At 69.7% G+C, this 17,586-nt stretch carries 15 protein-coding genes and 1 pseudogene; 6 read left to right on the top strand and 10 right to left on the bottom strand.

Going from position 1 to position 17,586, the window contains the following annotated elements; all coding sequences use genetic code 11:
• Positions 1–69: 69 nt before the first annotated feature.
• The 7 genes and pseudogenes from ACWDR4_RS06300 to ACWDR4_RS06270 form a co-directional block, all read right to left on the bottom strand.
• The gene (locus ACWDR4_RS06300) at positions 70–1,197 is read right to left on the bottom strand and encodes an FAD-dependent monooxygenase (RefSeq protein WP_450404570.1); all 1,128 of its coding nucleotides are present in this window, start codon (positions 1,195–1,197) and stop codon (positions 70–72) included.
• Positions 1,198–1,348: 151 nt separating this feature from the next.
• Positions 1,349–1,761: pseudogene (locus ACWDR4_RS06295) on the bottom strand (carboxyl transferase domain-containing protein); the annotation flags it as partial.
• Complete coding sequence (locus tag ACWDR4_RS06290; protein WP_450404567.1) at positions 1,758–2,177, bottom strand: hypothetical protein; 420 nt, start codon at positions 2,175–2,177, stop codon at positions 1,758–1,760. The gene ACWDR4_RS06290 and the pseudogene ACWDR4_RS06295, both read right to left, overlap by 4 nt.
• Complete coding sequence (locus ACWDR4_RS06285; protein WP_450404566.1) at positions 2,174–3,148, bottom strand: carbohydrate kinase family protein; 975 nt, start codon at positions 3,146–3,148, stop codon at positions 2,174–2,176. Before ACWDR4_RS06285 ends, ACWDR4_RS06290 begins: the two co-directional genes overlap by 4 nt.
• Positions 3,149–3,291: 143 nt before the next feature.
• On the bottom strand, positions 3,292–4,527 hold the full coding sequence (gene metK / locus ACWDR4_RS06280; protein ID WP_450404563.1) for a methionine adenosyltransferase: 1,236 nt from the start codon (positions 4,525–4,527) through the stop codon (positions 3,292–3,294).
• 50 nt (positions 4,528–4,577) lie between these two features.
• Positions 4,578–5,648 (bottom strand): methyltransferase, encoded by a 1,071-nt coding sequence (locus tag ACWDR4_RS06275; RefSeq protein ID WP_450404561.1) that lies wholly within the window; start codon positions 5,646–5,648, stop codon positions 4,578–4,580.
• A gap of 75 nt (positions 5,649–5,723) precedes the next feature.
• A complete protein-coding gene (locus tag ACWDR4_RS06270) occupies positions 5,724–6,788 on the bottom strand; it encodes a methyltransferase (RefSeq protein WP_450404558.1) in 1,065 nt (354 codons plus the stop codon).
• Between the two features lie 356 nt (positions 6,789–7,144).
• Between ACWDR4_RS06270 and ACWDR4_RS06265 the strand changes: the two genes are divergently transcribed.
• Positions 7,145–9,253 carry a BTAD domain-containing putative transcriptional regulator gene (locus ACWDR4_RS06265; protein ID WP_450404555.1) on the top strand — a complete coding sequence of 703 codons (2,109 nt, stop codon included), beginning with the start codon at positions 7,145–7,147 and terminating at the stop codon, positions 9,251–9,253.
• 18 nt (positions 9,254–9,271) lie between these two features.
• Entirely contained in the window at positions 9,272–10,489 is a 1,218-nt protein-coding gene (locus tag ACWDR4_RS06260) for a cytochrome P450 (RefSeq protein ID WP_450404553.1), read from the top strand.
• A 21-nt stretch (positions 10,490–10,510) separates the two neighbouring features.
• On the opposite strand, the gene ACWDR4_RS06255 is transcribed toward ACWDR4_RS06260, so the two are convergent.
• Positions 10,511–11,098, bottom strand: a complete 588-nt coding sequence (locus ACWDR4_RS06255) for a MarR family winged helix-turn-helix transcriptional regulator (RefSeq protein WP_450404551.1) — start codon at positions 11,096–11,098, stop codon at positions 10,511–10,513.
• A gap of 102 nt (positions 11,099–11,200) precedes the next feature.
• Between ACWDR4_RS06255 and ACWDR4_RS06250 the strand changes: the two genes are divergently transcribed.
• Genes ACWDR4_RS06250 through ACWDR4_RS06240 form a run of 3 tightly spaced genes read left to right on the top strand, consistent with a single transcriptional unit; the run spans position 11,201 to position 13,714 of the window.
• Positions 11,201–12,136: an NADP-dependent oxidoreductase gene (locus tag ACWDR4_RS06250; protein WP_450404548.1), complete on the top strand. Its 936-nt coding sequence runs from the start codon at positions 11,201–11,203 to the stop codon at positions 12,134–12,136.
• A 32-nt stretch (positions 12,137–12,168) separates the two neighbouring features.
• The gene (locus tag ACWDR4_RS06245) at positions 12,169–12,849 is read left to right on the top strand and encodes an O-methyltransferase (protein WP_450404545.1); all 681 of its coding nucleotides are present in this window, start codon (positions 12,169–12,171) and stop codon (positions 12,847–12,849) included.
• 13 nt (positions 12,850–12,862) lie between these two features.
• Complete coding sequence (locus ACWDR4_RS06240) at positions 12,863–13,714, top strand: AfsR/SARP family transcriptional regulator (protein WP_450404542.1); 852 nt, start codon at positions 12,863–12,865, stop codon at positions 13,712–13,714.
• Between the two features lie 26 nt (positions 13,715–13,740).
• Here ACWDR4_RS06240 and ACWDR4_RS06235 read toward each other — a convergent pair whose 3' ends face one another.
• On the bottom strand, positions 13,741–15,090 hold the full coding sequence (locus tag ACWDR4_RS06235; protein ID WP_450404539.1) for a condensation domain-containing protein: 1,350 nt from the start codon (positions 15,088–15,090) through the stop codon (positions 13,741–13,743).
• 241 nt (positions 15,091–15,331) lie between these two features.
• On the opposite strand from ACWDR4_RS06235, the gene ACWDR4_RS06230 reads away from it, so the two are divergent.
• Complete coding sequence (locus ACWDR4_RS06230; RefSeq protein ID WP_450404536.1) at positions 15,332–16,585, top strand: cytochrome P450 family protein; 1,254 nt, start codon at positions 15,332–15,334, stop codon at positions 16,583–16,585.
• Positions 16,586–16,684: 99 nt separating this feature from the next.
• On the opposite strand, the gene ACWDR4_RS06225 is transcribed toward ACWDR4_RS06230, so the two are convergent.
• Entirely contained in the window at positions 16,685–17,377 is a 693-nt protein-coding gene (locus ACWDR4_RS06225; RefSeq protein WP_450404533.1) for a TetR/AcrR family transcriptional regulator, read from the bottom strand.
• Between the last annotated feature and the right edge of the window lie 209 nt (positions 17,378–17,586).

Below are 17,586 nucleotides of genomic sequence, written 5' to 3'. Positions count from 1 at the left end.
ACACCGTGTTCACGATTCATCAGGCCTCCAACCACGACGTGCTCGAAGAGAAACCGGGATGCGGGAAACTCAGATCGGCTCCGTCAGCTTGGCCAGCGCACGTTCCACCACGGCCGTCTGGGCCTCCGGCGGCGCCTGCCGCTGTTCGAGCCGGCCGATCTCGATCGAGCTTTCGACGACGAGCCGGCACCGCTGCTCGCGCCGTGCGGTGAACGCGTCGAACGTCTCGGCGACGGACCCGTGGCGCGCCAGTTCCTCGGCGAGCACCAGGGCGTCCTCGACCGCGATCCCGGCCCCGGAGGCCAGTTGCGGTGTCGTCGGATGGGCGGCGTCCCCGATCAGGAGCACTCGCCCAGAGTGCCACGGGCCCGGCAGGTCGAACGACTCCAGCGGGCGGAACACGATCGGGGTGTCCCCGTCGATCGACGCCCGGAACCGCCGTACGTGCCCGCCGTACGGTTCGAGCAGGCTGGCGAGGCGGCCCGGCAGCTCGTGCGGCTCGCGGGCCACCCGTGGGGTGCGCTCGACCGCGAACAGGTACATCCGGGTCGCCGAGACCGGTGTCCAGCCGACCTTGGCCGCGCCGCCGAGGAAGTAGTGGCGGCGGTCGACCTCCGGCGGGCGCGGTACGAACATCCGCCACACGCTCTGCCCGGTGTACTCCGGCCGGGGCGCGTCGGGGAACATCTGCTCGCGGGTCCGCGAGTAGATCCCGTCCGCCCCGACGACCATGCCGTAGCGGCCGGTGGTGCCGTCGCTGAAGGTGACGTCGACGCCGTCGCCGTCGTGGGCGATCTTCTCGACGGCCGTACCGAAGCGCGGGCGGACGCCGGCGGCGAGCACCCGCGAGGAGAGGATCCCGTACAGCACCGGCCGGGCGATCCCGCCCGAGCCGCACACCCCGGCCTCCGGTGGCATCGGCGTCGGGATGTCCCTGACGGGCTCGCCGTCGACCCCGCACACCCGGATGCCCTCACCGGCGTAGCCCTGCGCGGCGATCTCGTCGTACACGCCGAGCTGCCGGAAGGCCCGCAGTGTCGGCCCGGTGATCGTGAGGCCGGCGCCGGTGACTGTCCAGTCGGCGCCGATGTCGATCAGATCGACCGCGACCCCGGCGCGGCGCAGGGCGATCGCCGCCGCCATGCCGGCGATACCGGCACCGACGATCAGCACACGTTCGACCTGCTTCGACGCCATGGTGATCCTCCCTTGCCGCACTGGAGCGGGAAACGGGCTGCTGGGTCGGGTTGCCGTGCCTGCGGCAGGGCGGTTCGGCGTGTTCCGCGGCAGGGGTCCGCTGAGACCGGAGGAGCAGCGACCGGGTCTCGGGCGGGGGCGGCCACGCCGTGCCGGCGTTCAGCGGGCCGAGCGGCGCTCCGGCGGCCGGCGCCCTGTCCATGACCTCGCGGATCTTCCGGGCGGGCGCCTCGCCCGGCGCCCCGCCGAAGAACCTGGAGTCGTGGGCGTCGACGAGGACCGTCCGGCTGTGGACGGTCCCCACCCGGTGATCACACCGTCGCCGTATGGCCGGTCGGTCTCCGGACCGAAGCCGGTGGCGCGGTGCCGACGCAGCTGATCCGCCTCGTGGAACGAGCCGTCGTCCAGGAGCGGGCCGAGGCGTTCGCGCGCGGTCGGCCTGCCTTCGGCGGGCTGCTCCCCGGTCGTACCGCCGCCGGGGCCGGTTGCGGCACACGCCCGCACGGCGCGCGGCTCAGCGAGACGGCCGTACGTGGAGTCCGCTGTCTCGGACGAGGTGGTCATGGTGTGTCGCGCTCCTGGTTCCGGGTCTCCGCGGCGGGCGGTGCCAGGACGGCGGGTGTCGTTCGGGCGGCGGGAGGAGGCCTGGTGGCTTGCGTGCGCTCGCCGGTCGCCGGGTACATCGCCGGGAACGAGGTGTCCTGGCGGAACGGCACCGTCCGATACGGCGACGCCGCTCCGGGCTCGGCCCGCGCACGGTCGGCCCCGGGGCGCGGGCCCGCGGTGAGCGGACCGGCGGCAGGTCGATGCAGAGGGCGGCCCTGACCCGCCGTGCGCCGGGCAAGGGCGTACCGCTGGAGATACTGCTGGAAGTACTCCCGGAAGTCCTCCAGCACCGGATCCGGGGTCCGAGGCATCGTGTCCGTCGCTCCGTCGGCCACCGCCCCCTTCATGCAGGGCGCTTCTCTCGCCGCGGTCATGACCACTGCGGTTCCATGGCGCGGGCCGCGTCGACGCCGTAGGTCCGGGCGATACGGGCGACAAGGTCCGACGGGACCAGCTTGTACTCCTGGGTGCCGACCGACTCCAGCACGGTGGTGGCCAGGGCGCAGCCGAGCTGGGCGGCCCGCTCCTGCGGCCACCCCCACGCCGTACCGGCGAGGAAGCCGGAGCGAAAGGCGTCGCCCGCACCCGTGGGGTCGGCGATCCTGTCCGTGGATACGGCCGGTATGTCCAGCGTGGTGGCGTCGGACGAGGCCAGTGACACTCCGGACGCGCCCCGCGTGGTGATCCAGGTGCCGACCCGGGCGAGCAGCTGCTGCCGCGTCCAGCCGGTGCGTTCCATCAGGAGGGCGGCCTCGTACTCGTTGGTGAACAACCACTGTGCGCGGTCGACCAGTTGGCGGGCCTGCTCGCGGTCGAGGCGGGCGAGCTGCTGAGAGGGGTCGGCGGCGACCGGGATGCCGAGGCGGTGGCCGGTGGCGGTGTGCCGCAGCATGGCCGCGGGGTCGTCGGCCCCGACCAGGACGAGGGCGGGACTGCCGGTGCGCGCGGCGATCGCGGCCAGGTCGATCCGGGAAGCCTCGGCCATGGCACCGGCGTAGAAGGTGGCGATCTGGTTCTGGTCCTCGTCGGTGGTGCACACGAAGCGCGCGGTGTGCAGCCTGTCGCTGACCAGCACCGAGGAGGTGTCGACGCCGTTCGCCCGCAGCCAGGCGCCGTACTCGGCGAAGTCGACGCCCGCCGCGCCCACCAGGACCGGGTTCAGCCGGAGCAGTCCGAGGCCGAACGCGATGTTGGCGGCGACACCGCCTCTGCGCACCTCCAGCCGGTCGGCCAGGAACGACAGGGAGACCCGCTCCAGCTGCTCCTTGATCAGCTGCTCGGCGAAGCGTCCGGGAAACACCATCAGATGATCGGTCGCTATCGACCCGGTCACGGCGATACGCACGGAAGAGCACTCCTTGAGACTGAGCCGGTGTCGGAAGACCGACGGCCACCGGTCGCCGGTGCCCGGCGGGGGAGTGGTGCGCGGCCGGGGGGAACCGCGCACCACCGGCTGTCGCGCCGGGCACCCCGCCGGGGCTGGGCCGTTCAGCCCGCTCGCACCGCCTCGCGCAGGGCGTCGACGCGATCGGTGCGTTCCCAGGTGAAGTCCGGCAGCTCACGGCCGAAGTGGCCGTAGGCCGCGGTCTGGGCGTAGATCGGGCGAAGCAGGTCGAGGTCCCGGATGATCGCCGCCGGGCGCAGGTCGAACACCGTGGCGATGGCGTGTTCGATCCTGTCGGCGGCGACCTTGGCGGTGCCGAAGGTCTCGACGAACAGGCCGACCGGCTCGGCCTTGCCGATCGCGTACGCGACCTGGACCTCGCAGCGCGCGGCCAGGCCGGCCGCGACCACGTTCTTGGCGACCCAGCGCATCGCGTACGCCGCCGAGCGGTCCACCTTGGAGGGGTCCTTGCCGGAGAAGGCGCCACCGCCGTGCCGGGCCGTGCCGCCGTACGTGTCGATGATGATCTTCCGGCCGGTGAGCCCGGCGTCGCCCATCGGGCCACCGATCTCGAACCGGCCGGTCGGGTTGACCAGCAGGCGGCAGTCGTCCGTCTCCAGTTTGATGCCGTCGTCGGCCAGCTGGGCCAGGACGTGTTCCACGACGTGCTCGCGGATGTCGGGGGCGAGCAGCGAGTCCAGGTCGATGTCGCCCGCGTGCTGCGAGGAGACCACGACCGTGTCCAGGCGGACCGGTCGGCTGCCCACGTACTCGATGGTGACCTGGGTCTTGCCGTCGGGGCGCAGATAGGGGACGGTGCCGTCCTTGCGGACCTGCGTCAGACGGCGCGAGAGACGGTGGGCCAGGTCGATCGGCAGGGGCATCAGGGTGGGCGTCTCGTCGGTCGCGTACCCGAACATCAGGCCCTGGTCGCCCGCCCCCTGCCGGTCCAGCTCGTCACCCTCCTCGCCCTCCTCGTCGCGGGAGGCGCCCTCGACGCGCTTCTCGTACGCCGTGTCGACGCCCTGCGCGATGTTGGGCGACTGCGCGCCGATGGACACCGACACCCCGCAGGAGCCGCCGTCGAAGCCCTTGGCGGAGGAGTCGTAACCGATGTCGAGGATCTTCCGCCGCACCAGGTCGGGGATGTCGACCCAGGCGGAGGTCGTCACCTCGCCCGCGATGTGCACCTGACCGGTGGTGATCAGGGTCTCGACCGCGACGCGCGAAGTGGGGTCCTTGCGCAGCAGCGCGTCGAGGACGGTGTCGCTGATCTGGTCGGCGATCTTGTCGGGATGCCCCTCGGTCACGGACTCCGAGGTGAACAGGCGGCGGGACATGACCCTCCAGAGTGGTGGGTGTCGTCGTGGCTACGAGGGGTGCGCGGCGATCAGGAGGTCTTCGTCGCGCACAGGATGCCCTGCACGGGGAGGGCGTACGGCGGCAGCTCGGCGGGGTCCTTGGAGATCGCCTTGGTGACCGTGAAGCCGGCCTCCTCCAGCCAGCTCTGGTACGTCGACAGCTTCTGCGGGCCGCCCTGGCCCATGGAGGCGCCGATGAAGAAGCTCGGGAAGAAGTCGATGGTGTAGTTGTCGGTGTCCTTGATGTTCTCCGGGTAGACCGGCACCAGGACGTTGACCTGCCCGCCGACGTTCAGCGACTGGCTGACGCCGTCGAAGATCCTCAGGACGTCCTCCTTGTCGAACATGTCGATGAAGTGCTTGATCAGCACGACGTCGAAGCCCTTGGGGACGGCCTTGAACACGTCACCGCCGATGAACGAGCAGTGCTCGGCCACCCCGTGGTCCCGGAAGTTCTGGAGGCACTCCTCTTCCCGTTCGGGAAGGTCGAACGTGGTCACCCGGAGTCCGGGCGAGTTCTTGAGCTTGTACGTGTGGATCGCGCCGAGCCCGGTGTTCCCGGCCAGGTCGAGTACCTGTGCGCCGGAGGGGATGTCGATGTTGCCGAAGAACCAGGGGTCGATGCGCGCGGTGGTCGCGTTCATCACCTTCGCCCAGGGGTCGCCCAGGTCCCGGTGCTCGGCCGCGGCGGCGTACAGGGTCCCCTCGACTCCGTAGAGTTCGCGCAGGCCGACGATGGTTCCGCTCCGCGCGCTCTCGGTGAGGTAGTACAGCTGCCTGAGCGTGGTGACCTTGATGAATTCCAGGAAGGCGACCACTCCCTGGAGGTCGCTGTCGGAGACGTCGGCGAGTGCGTCGAGCGAATAGGCGCCGGACGCCTCGTCGTAGGCGACGAAGCCTTCCTTGACCAGGAGGTAGAGGAGTTGTTCCACGGCGTCCGGTTTGGCTCCGACGGTGTCGCCGAGTTTGGCCGCCGTCATGCCGGGGTTTTCCCGTAGGGCGTCGACGATGCCGAGTTCGAAGCAGGACAGCAGATTCATGAACCGCGCGGGTCCCACCATGTATTCGCGGAATCGTGCGAGCGTTGCTTCTGCGGTCATGGACCGATCCCTTCGAGTCGTGCGAAACCAATGGCGGAGCCAGGACGGACCCGGCTGATCATGCGGTCTTCCTGATCATGCGGTCTTCGTCGCGCAGAGAATGCCCTGCAGCGGGAGGGCGTCCGGCGGAAGGTCGGCCGGCTCCTGGGAGATGGCCCTGGTGACGGTGAATCCCGTCTCCTCCAGCCAGGTCCTGAACGTCGACAGCTTCTGCGGCCCGCCCTGCCCTGTGGCGCAGCCGAGGAAGAAGGACGGGTAGTAGTCGACGCTGCGGGAATCCGCGATGTCCTCGGAGTAGATCGGCACCAGGATGTTGACCTGTCCGCCGACGTCCAGCGACTGGTGGACACCCTCCAGAATCCTCAACACGTCCTCCTTGTCGAACATGTTGAGGAAGTGCTTGATCAGCACGACGTCGAAGCCCTTGGGGACGGCCTTGAACACGTCACCGCCGATGAACGAGCAGTGCTCGGCCACACCCTGGTCCCGGAAGTTCCGCAGGCACTCCTCTTCCTTGTCGGGAAGGTCGAACGTGGTCACCCGGAGTCCGGGTGACGCTTTCATCCGGAGGGTGTGGATCGCGCCGAGTCCGGTGTTCCCGGCCAGATCGAGGACGTGCGCGCCGGAGGGGATGTCGATGGTGCCGAAGAACCAGGGATCGATGCGCTCGGTGACCGAGTCCATCAGCCTCGACCATGATTCGCGCAGGTCCGCGTGCACACCCATGGCGGCGTACAGGTCCCCGTCGAATCCGTAGAGTTCGCGCAGGCCGACGACGGTCCCGGTCTGCACGCTCTCGGTGAGGTAGTACAGCTGCCGGAGCGTGGTGACCTTGATCTTGTCCATGAAAGCGAGCACTCGTTGGAGGTCGACGTCTGCCACGTCGGCGAGCGCGTCCAGCGAATAGGCTCCGGACGCCTCGTCGAAGGCGACGAAGCCCTCCTTGACCAACAGATACAGGAGTTGTTCCACGGCGTCCGGTTTGGCTCCGACGGTGTCGCCGAGTTTGGCCGCCGTCATGCCGGGGTTTTCCCGTAGGGCGTCGACGATGCCGAGTTCGAAGCAGGACAGCAGATTCATGAACCGCGCGGGCCCCACCATGTATTCGCGGAAACGTGCGAGCGTTGCTTCTGCAGTCATGGACCGATCCCTTCGAGTCGTGCGACAGCATCGGCCACCCGACTTGGCCGGGGCTGTTCAACGAGTTGGCGCCGGCTTGGCGCCGGGGGAGCGAAGGGACAGGACGCCCCGGTTCCGCCGCACCCCACCTGCGCCGACACGCCCTCCGGCCGCACGGCCCGCCGGGACCCTAGGGCGTTTTAAGAGATTCTTGAGCGGGCGTCCATAGCCTCGACCGGCCGATGCTCAGATGCACAGCGGACCCTCGGAACGAATTCCGCAACATGATCACGTACAGCAACTGACCGTCCCCCGGAAAGGCTTGAAATGATCAATGCGTTAGTCGTCGGGAAGTTATGCCTTACGGGATCTGCCCTGTGACCCAGACGCAGTCGCCGGCCTTACCCGGCGGCCCCCGGGTCGCGGTGGAATTCCGCGCGCTGGGCCCGGTGCAGGCAGTGATCGCCGGCCGGCCGGTGGATCTGGGGGCGCCCAAGCAGCGCACCTTGCTCGCGCTGCTGGTGAGCCAGGCGGGACAGCCGGTGACCGTGGACGTGATGATGGAAGCCCTGTGGGCCGGGCATCCGCCGCCCTCGGCGATGACCTCGCTCCAGGCGTATGTGGCGAATCTGCGCAAGCTGCTGGAACCGGATCGCGCGCCGAGAAGGCCGGCGACCGTGCTGCGCACCTGCACCCAGGGCTATCTGCTGGACGTCGACGCCACCGACGTCGACGCCCGCAGGTTCGTCGAGCACGCCAAGGCGGGCTGGCAGGCCAGGGGCCAGGAGGACCCGCAGCGGGCGCTGAGCGAGTCCGAGGCGGCGCTGGCGCTGTGGCGGGGGCAGGCCTACCAGGAGGTGGCCGCCGTTCCCTGCGTGGTGCCGGAGGTGGCGCGACTGCAGGAACTGCGGCTGTCGGTCGTCGAGATGCGCTGCGCCGCGCTGCTCGACCTGGGGGCCCACGAGATGGCGGCGGCCGAACTGGAAGCCTTCATGAAGGCCAATCCGCTGCGCGAGTACGGCTGTGAGCTGCTGAGTCTGGCGCTGTACCGGGCCGGTCGGCAGGCCGACGCCCTGGAAGTGCTGCAGACCATGCAGATACGGCTGACCGAGGAACTGGGCGTCGACCCGCGGATGGCGCTGCAGCACCTCAGGCGGAAGATCCTGAACCAGGCCCCGTCCCTGGACCGGCGCCCGACCCCGATCCCGGCCCGCCCGGCCCCGGCAGGGTCAGGCGGATCCGCGGCCCTGCCCCGGGCCGGCGCGGCCGGTCCGCCGCCGGCGCCGGATGCCGACAGGGAGGTGTTCGTCGGCCGGGAGGCGGCGCTGCGACAGCTGACCGAGGCACTGGCCTCGGCACAGGCCGGCCGGGGGCGCGTGGTCACGGTGTCCGGGGAACCGGGAGCCGGAAAGACCAGCCTGCTGCGCCGCTTCGCCGAGCCGACGGGGGTGCCGGTGCTCTGGGGCACCTGTACCGAGCACGTCACCGCCCCGTCGCTGTGGGTCTGGGAACAGGTGCTGCGCGCGGCGGCCACCGCCTTCCCGCACCACCCGGTACCCCGCCCGGTGTCGGAGCTGCTGGACGGCGACAGCCAGCGGACGGCGGACGGTACGGAACCGCCCGGTGCCGCACTGCGGCGGTTCGAGGCGATCGTCCAGTACCTGACCGGCCTGTCCCGGACCGAACCGCTGGTCGTGATGCTCGACCAGCTGCACCGGGCGGACCGGGGCTCCCTGCGGCTGCTGGCCCACCTGGCCGAGTCGGTGCCGGCCAGCCGGCTGCTGCTGGTCGTGTCCTACCGGTCGCACGAGGCCCCGGTCCTGGCCGAGACACTGGCCGCCCTGGCTCGCGGGGAGATGACGCGGCTGGAGCTGGGAGGGCTGACTCCCCAGGACACCCAGGCGCTGGCGAGCGCCATCCTGCGCCGGGAAGTCAGCAGCCTCACCGCGAAAGGGCTGTGTGCCCGCACCGACGGCAACCCCTTCTTCCTGCGGGAGATGATCGGGCTGCTGACCGACGACCAGCGCCTGGACGATCCCCATGCGGCCCCGGTGCCGGTCCTGGTGCGCGAAGTCGTGCTGGGCGGCATCGCACGGCTGCCCCGGCCCGCGGTCGAGGTGCTGTCGGTGGCGGCCGTCGTCGGCCGGCACTTCGACATCGCGGTCGTCGCCGGCGGCGTCCCGGTCGGGATCGACGAGGCACTGGCGGCCCTCGACACCGCGATCGCGGCCGGCCTGATCGTGGAGGACCAGCGGCGCCTCGGCTGGTTCCGCTTCACCCACGCCCTGGTCGCCGAGGTGCTGTACGAGACCACCGGGCGACTGCGCCGGGCCCGTCTGCACCGGTGGATCGGGGCGGCGGCCGACCGGGCGGGGACGACGGACCGGGCGGCCGAAAGGGCGGCCAGGACAGCCCGGCACATGCTGCCGGTCCCCGAAGGCGACCCGGCCGCCGAAACCCGCGCATCGATGTCCATCGGCGGATGAAGACAAAGGAGTCCAAGCATGGCCACGACGGTGAACACGGCACCATCCGATGTCCCGTTCCTCAACGTCATTGATCCGGAGTTCGACTTCGGCGCGCCCGAGGTGATGGCCGCCCAGGCCAGAAGCTGGTACGCGGACAGCCCGATGGGCCTCCTCGTGCTGCGGTACGCCGAGGCCCAGGAACTCTTACGGGACCGGCGGCTCGACCACAACGGCCGGGGCTACATGGAGCAGAACGGCGTCTTCGACGGGCCGATCTACGACTGGTTCGTCCCCATGATCAACAACCATGACGGGGACGATCACCGGCGGCTGCGCGGCCTGGTGAGCAAGGCCTTCACCCCGCGCATGATCAGCGAGATACGGCCGTTCATCCGGGCCGAGGCCGAGCGCATGGCCGAGGAGATGGCAGCGGCCGGCTCGTGCGACTTCGTCGAGAGCTTCGCGGACCCGCTGCCGCTGGCGGTCATGTGCAAACTGCTCGGCGTGCCCAGGGAGGACTACGACACCTTCCGCGGGTGGACCAACGACATCGGCCTCGTCTTCAGCCTTGTCCACGGCGGCGACATCGTCGAACGCGTGGAGCGGGCCGTCGTAGGACTGAACGGCTACATCTCCGCGCTGATGGAGGACAAGGCCAAGAACCCGGGCGACGACCTCATCTCCACACTGGTCACCGCGCAGCGGGAAGAAGGCCAGGTCAGCGAGGAGGAACTGCGCAACCTGCTCGTCACGCTGGTGTTCGCCGCCCACGACACCACCTGCCATCAGCTGTCCAACGCCATGGTCATCTTCGCCGAGCGCCCTGAGCAGTGGAACCTGCTGGCCGAGCGTCCCGAGCTGGCGCCCCAGGCGATCGAGGAGATCATCCGCTGGTCCCCGTCGACACCGATCATCTACCGGTGCGCGGCCGAGGACTTCGACTACGGAGGCATGCGCATCGCGAAGGGCACCTTCATGACGATGTGCGCCCAGACCGCGCAGCGCGACCCGCGCGTCTTCGAGTACGGCGACTCGTTCGACATCACGACCACCAGCACGGCGCCCCCGCTGCTCTTCGGCGCGGGCATGCACTACTGCCTGGGTGCCCCGCTGGCCCGTGCCGAGATGGCGGACGCGCTGTCCGCGCTGGTCAAGCGGCTGGGCCCGCCTTCCATCGTGGGCCCGGTCAGCTGGCGGCCACCGACCGGCATCCACGGTCCGGAGACGCTCCCACTGAGCTTCGGCGAGCGCTAGGGCCTGTCCGGCGGATCAGTCCTAGGCGTCGTCCGGCCGGGCCGGAGCAGGAGGCTGGTCCCGCGGTGCTGCCTTGGTCCGGGACGCCGGGCTCTGGCCGCGGTGGCCACGGGCGGCGGAGCGGGGAGGCTGGGCGCGCATGTGGTCCCGTACCCGGGTCATGATGTCGCCGAGTCGTTCCAGCTCGCCGTCGGACAAGGGGTCGAACAGCATCCGGCGGGTGACCTGGACATGGCCGGGCAGGACCTGGTCGAACAGGGCCCGGCCCTTGTCGGTGACGGTGACCAGGGTGGCGCGGTCGTCGTCGGGACTTCGCCCGCGGGTGATGAGGCCGGCCTCCGCCAGCTGTCCGGCCTGGTACGTCAGACCGCTGCGGCTGTAGACGACACCGTCGGCGAGCTGCGTCATGGTCATGCTGCCGTCGGACGTGGCCAGGCGGGCCAGGAGCTGGAACTGGACATAGCTGAGGTCGCCCTCGGCCCGCAGTTGCTGCTCGACCTGGTGCTGGAGCAGGCTGACGGCTTCCATGAGGGCGAAGTACGCCGCCAGCTGCTGGGGATCGAGTCCGCCAGCGCTGTCCGCGTCGGCGGCCGAGTGGGAGCCGCTCACTCAAGGAGCGTACCCGCTGCCCTAATCAACGGATCGGTGTGCTTCGAACTCGAAGCAAGACTAGTATGGGTGCTTCGAGTTCGAAGCAATCGAGAAGCGGTGATGACCATGAAGGCGATGCGCTACCACTCCTACGGCGCCACGGACGTCCTCGTCTTCGAGGAGGCGGACCGGCCGGTGGCAGGCGAGGGCCAGGTCGTCCTGAAGGTGGCCGGTGCCGCGTTCAACCCGGTGGACGCCTCGATCCGCGCCGGCTACTTCCCGGAGGTGTTCCCGCTGGTCCTGCCGCACGTCCCGTGCTACGACGTGGCCGGTGTCATCACCGAGGTCGGCGAGGGCGTGAGCGGTTGGAGCATCGGGGACGCGGTGGTGGCATGGCTGCCGATCGCCGGACCCGGCGCGGCTGCCGAATACGCCCTGGCACCGGCCGAGACGCTGGCGAAGGCTCCCCTCACCGGCGACCTGGCCGACGCCGCGGCGCTGCCCTCGGTCGGGCTGTCCGCCTGGCAGGCCCTGTTCGAGCACATCGGCCTGAAGCCGGAGCAGAGCATCCTGATCAACGGCGCGGGCGGTGCGGTGGGCGGATACGCCGTCCAGCTCGCGGCACAGGCCGGCGCGGTCGTGACCGCGACCGCCAGGGCGCGCAGCCACGACCGTCTCCGGTCCTACGGCGCGGACCGGATCATCGACTACACCGCCACACCTCTCCAGGAGGCGGTGGCCGGGCAGCAGTTCGACGTATTGCTGAACCTGGTGTACCTCCCGGAGGGCCCCGCGCGGCTGACGGACCTGATCGTCGACGGTGGGGCCTTCGCGAACACCGTCCCCCCGGGCCTCAAGGACATCGAGCGCGGGGTGCGGAACCTGCAGGTCTTCGGGCGCAGCGACGCCGACCAGCTCGGCGAGCTGGTCAGCCGCGTGGATGCCGGGGACCTGAAGATCCATGTGGCCCAGCGAGTGCCGCTGGCCGAGCTGAGCGCCGTACACGAGGCGTCCGCCGCCGGAGAACTGCCCGGCAGGACCGTCCTGATCCCCTGAGCCCCTCACGTCCTATAAGGAGCAACCTGACCATGCCATCGACCTTACGATCGGACGCTGTCGCCTCGACCCTGAACCAGCTGCTGGCCACCGAGGAGAAGCAGGATCTGGTGGCTGCCTTCGCCGAGGCCGGCGTGGACATGGCCGGCGACTACCCCATCGAGCTGAGCGCCGCCGAGCTGGCGGAACGCACGAAGGACATCATCATGTCGGTGTCCAGGGAGGGCGGGGACCTGCTGTACCTGCTCACCCGGGCGGTCAAGGCACGGACCGTGGTGGAGTTCGGTACCTCTTTCGGGATCTCGACGCTCTATCTGGCGTCCGCGGTGCGCGACAACGGCGGCGGCCAGGTGATCACGACCGAGCTGCAGCAGGACAAGGCACGCCGCGCGCAGGAGAGTTTCGCCGAGGCAGGCCTCGCCGACCTCATCGACCTGCGGCTCGGTGACGCGCGGGAGACGCTGCGGGAGCTCCCCGGACCGGTCGACCTGCTGTTGCTGGACGGATGGCTCGACCTGCGGCTGCCGATCCTCAGCATCGTGGAACCCCGGCTGAGGCCCGGCGCCCTGGTGATCGTCGACGACGTCGACCTCGACATCGGCCGGGGCTTCTACGAGGGCTTCCTGGGCCACATCAACGACCCGGCCAACGGATACCTCTCGGTGAGGCTCCCGGTTCACCAGGGAGTTCAGGTGTGCCTCAAACTCGGCTGACGCAGGGCAGTCGATGATGCACATCAGGGTCCTGGGGCCGCTGTCGATCCACCACGGCGCCGTCGAGATCACGCCCACCGCGCAGAAGCCGCGCACCCTGCTCGCGCTGCTGCTGCTCAACCACGAACAGGTCGTGCCGGTCTCGGACATGATGGACGAGCTGTGGAAGGGCGTTCCGCCCAAGAACGCGCGCGCGGCACTGCAGATCTATGTGTTCCACCTGCGCAAGAGGCTGGCCCAGAGCACCGGGTCCTCTTCCGAGGAGGTGGCCCGGACGATGCTGCAGACGGTGCAGAACGGGTACCGGTTCGCCGTCGAGCCCAGGCAGTTCGACCTGGAGATCCACCACCGCCTCCAGAGAGCGGGCGGCAGTGCCATGGCGGCCGGCGATTTCCGCTCGGCCGCCATGCACTTCCGCGAAGCCCTGAACCTGTGGTGCGGGCCCATGATGAGCGATGTGGAACCCGGCACCAGGATCCGGGCCGAGGCCGCCGCGCTGGAGCAGTCCCGGATGACGATGCTGGACTACCGCATCGAACTGGACCTGAAGCTGGGCCTGCACTGCCAGATCCTGAGCGAACTCGCGGTGCTGACCTCGCAGAACCGCTTCCACGAGAACCTGCACGCCCAGTACATGATCGCGCTGTACCGGTCGGGATACCGCATCCGCGCGCTGGAGTTCTTCCACAAGCTACGGCGCGACCTGCTCAACGAGTTCGGCCTTGAGCCCTGTCCCAAGCTCCAGGAGTTCCACCAGTCGGTGCTGACTCTGGACCCTGCCCTCGACGACGCGGAGGTGGTGACGCTGCCTCCGCGTCCGGCGGCGGATCTGCCGGAGATACCGGCACTGGCCAGTTCGTTCTGACTCGCTTCGACTCGTTCCGACGTGTTCTAGGCGGCTGCCTCCGCTGCCGCGAGCACCGCCCGGACACTGTCGTCGACGAGGCGCTCGGCCCGCTCCCGGGATATCGCCTCGTCGATGTAGGTGAAGTTCCACGACAACTGGCCGTGGCTGGTGGTGACCGATGAGGCGAAATAGCCGACCACCGAAATACCGCCCACGAACTGCGCCCCGGACAATCCCCACGCACCCAGCTTCCCGGGGAATTCGAACCGTCCGATGTTGGACACGAAGAAGTTGAAAGAGCCGTGTTCCTCGATGTACTGGACCAATGGCTCGCTGTCCGCGACACCGGTCGGTCCCTGGTCGGCGAGGAGGCTGAACACCGAATACTGTTCGCCGCGTTGCCTGCGCTCCGCGATGTCGCGATTGATGAACCGGGCCATCGACCACAGGTCGTCCGGCTGATAGCGGACCACGGAGTGCACCGCCGACACGAAGCAGCCGACCTCGTCCTCGGACACCGGCCGTTCGAGTTCGTCCCGGAAGGAGACCGGGGAGCCCACCGCGAAATGCGCGGGCGCCGGGGCGCCGGCGTCACGTGCCACGGCACAGGCCATCGCCGCGGCCAGCACGCCGTGCAGGGTGACGCCCTCCCGGCGGCACGCCGTCGTGAGGCTCTGCAGCACAGGGCTTGCGAAGGACCGGTGCAGCAGCCGGGTCCGGCGCTGGTCGAACGGCACGAACTTCCCGGGCTCCAGCCGGCCCACCTCGCCCGGGTCCGCCTCCGGGCCGTCTCCGTCGTCCGCGGCCCGGTCGGGCAGGGCGCCCGACATCACGCGGTAGTGCGCCGGGAAGAGGGCTTCGACCGGGACCGGAACGGACTCCTTCTCGGCGGGGCTCGGGCCGGGCGCCGGCGGCTCGGCGGCGAGCCGCACCAACTGCCGTAGGAGGGCGAGTGCGGTGGTCCCGTCCGAGATGCAGTGCGGGACGGTGATGACGAGATCGTGGATCTGCCCCGGCTGCCCGATCAGTACGGCGCGAGCAAGCGGTCCGGACCGCCAGTCGATCGGCTCCGCCAGCTCGTGGCCGTCCACCTCGCGCACCCACCGCGCATCATCGGGCTCGCTCAGCGTCACCTCGCGCAGCGGAATCGCGTTGCTCGTCGGCACGAACCGCGGTCCGGCGCCACTCACGTCCGACGGCTCCTCCGTGATGGCCAGACGCAACATCGGATGCCGGTCCTGAAGCGCGCCGAGCGCACTGCGCAGAACAGCTGCGGGCAATTCACCCTCAATACGGACCCGGGCGCAGACATTGAGCGTGGAAAGCTGGTCGATAATCCAGTACCAGCGCTCCGCCGGGCTCAATGCCCGCGTCACAGCAGTCGATGTATTCATGCTGGCCCCCCGCCACTATTGGAACACCGCACACACCTAACTGACCTGTGCGGTCACGCGACAGGAGACTAGCAAGCCCCTAAGAGGCGTCAATCGCATGCCAAGTGACATGAATCACAAATCCCGGGAATGGGGATTATAGGCAGCATTAACTGATTCTCAAGCGGGCCGTGCTGGCATTCGTCTCATTCCCGTGCTCTGAAATTCAGTCGGTATCCAGTCAGCCAGGAGGCGCATCACCATGACCGACTCGACGGTCGACCTGACCTCCCCCCCTCTCGTCCACATCGATCCCCTGGGCGCCGACCGCCATGGCGAGGCGGCCCGGATGCGCGAACTCGGCCCGGTGGTCCGCGCCGAGCTTCCCGGTGGCGTCCGGATGTGGGTGATCACCGACTACGCGCTGCTCGCCGAGCTGGCCGCCGACCCGAGGGTGGGCCGGGACTGGCGCAACTGGGATGCCCTGGAACGCGGCGAGATCCCCGGGGACTGGCCCCTGCTGAGCATGATCCGGCTCAACAACGCGATGGCTCGCGACGGCGCTGAGCACCGTCGGCTGCGCCGCCCGCTGACCCGCTCGTTCACCCGCACCCGGGTCGAACGCATGCGACCGCGCATCGACCAGATCGTGACCACGATGCTGGACGCCCTGCCCGGCCAGGTCGGACCGGGCGGCACGGTCGACCTGCGGCTGAACTACGCCTACCCGTTCCCCATGCAGGTGATATGCGAGCTGATAGGCGTACCCGAAGAGTGGTGGCCGCGATTCCGTGAGCTGATCGACACCGTCGTACGGGCCGACACGACCGCCGAGCAGTTCCTCGCCACCCAGCAGGAGCGGCACGAACTGTGGCAGCGGCTCTTCGCCATGCGGCGCGCCGAACCGGCCGACGACCTGACCAGCGCGCTGCTCGCCGACGACGACGAGGACGGCGCGCTCACCGACGACGAGATGGAGGACACGCTGTGGATGCTCATCGGCGCCGGCCATGAGACCTCGATCAGCCTGATCACCAACGCGACGCGCGCCCTGCTCACCCACCCGGACCAGCTGGCCCTCGTCCGCGACGGCGACAGCGAGACATGGAGCAAGGTCGTCGAGGAGACCCTGCGCTGGGATGCCCCGGTCGGCAACTTCCCGGCCAGGTTCCCGGTCGAGGACATCACGGTGGCCGGGGTCACCATCCCCAAGGGCGACGGCATCCTCGCGCCCTGGAGCGGGGTCAACCGCGACCCGGCGCAGTACGGCGAGGACGCCGACCGGTTCGACATCAACCGCCCGGTCAAGAAGCACATGGCGTTCGGCGGCGGACCGCACGTCTGCATCGGCCCCGCCCTGGCCCGCTTCGAGGCGATGGCCGCGCTGCCCCCGCTGTTCGCCCGCTATCCCGACCTACGGCTCGCCGTCGACCCCGCCGAGCTGAGCGCGGTTCCGTCGATCTTCTCCAATTCCGTGAGCAGCCTGCCGGTGCATCTGGGCCCGGCGAAGGGCTGAGCCTGGATCCACGTACGCCGTCGACGCGCCGGCCGGCCGGGACCCAGGCACCCGGGTCCCGGCCGGCCGGCGTCTGATCAGGGCGTCAGGCCGCATAGCTCATCGGTCGGTTCGGGAGTCCAGGGCCGGGAGGCGGATCATCGGCTTCCGGCCGGGAGCGGCGTCCGTGCCGGGGTCGAGGAACTGGGTGATCGCCTGTAGGGCCTGGCCGAGGGTCGCGGCGAGCGGCGGGCCGGTCGGCTCGTGGGGCTGAAGGGCCCAGTGCTCGACCGCGACGCGCAGCGCGGTGTTCATCATGCCCGCCTCCAGACGGACGGCCAGGTCGGCCTCGCGGCGGCCGGTGCCTTCGGCGATCACTCCGGCGAGGATGCCTTCGGCGTCGAAGTGCGCCTCCAGCCAGACGGCGCGCAGTCCGGGCTCGTCACAGCTCAGCCGGACGAGGTCGCGCAGGGTTTCCAGGTGCTGCGCGACAGGAATGCCGGGGTTCTCGATGGCCGAGAGCGCCTCGGCGAGCGAACGGCTGCCGCTCCAGTAGTCGCGCAGGCGCTCGGTCAGCACCTCGATGCCCACCGTGAGCAGGGGCCGCGCGCACTCCTCCTTCGAGCGGAAGTAGCGCCACAGGGTGCGGGTGGAGAGTCCGGCGGCGGTGGCGATGTCCTCCGCCGTCGTTCCCGCCACGCCCCGCTCGACGAACAGCCGTACCGCTTCGTCGGCGATCTCCATGCGCGTTTCTGCACGGCGCCGTTCCGTCAACGGCGGTCGCCCCACGCCCGCACCGGGTCGCCCGGCCATCCGTTCCTCCTCGCCTCGGTGCGGTGATCCTAATTGATGTCGCGGTGCGACTTCATGGCGCACCATGACAGAACGCAGTACGGTGTTGCCGCATCACCAGCCCCCCACGCAAGGGATGCCCCATGGCCACCACGGGTCGCGGTGACGTACCTCGAAAGTCTGAATTGACATGTTCGCGACATTATCGAATCGTCCCCCCTCGACTGGAG

The sequence above is a fragment of the Streptomyces sp. NPDC000878 genome (assembly GCF_053599695.1).
Note: the sequence above shows the minus strand (reverse complement) of the source record. Positions and strands in the feature narration are given on the sequence as shown.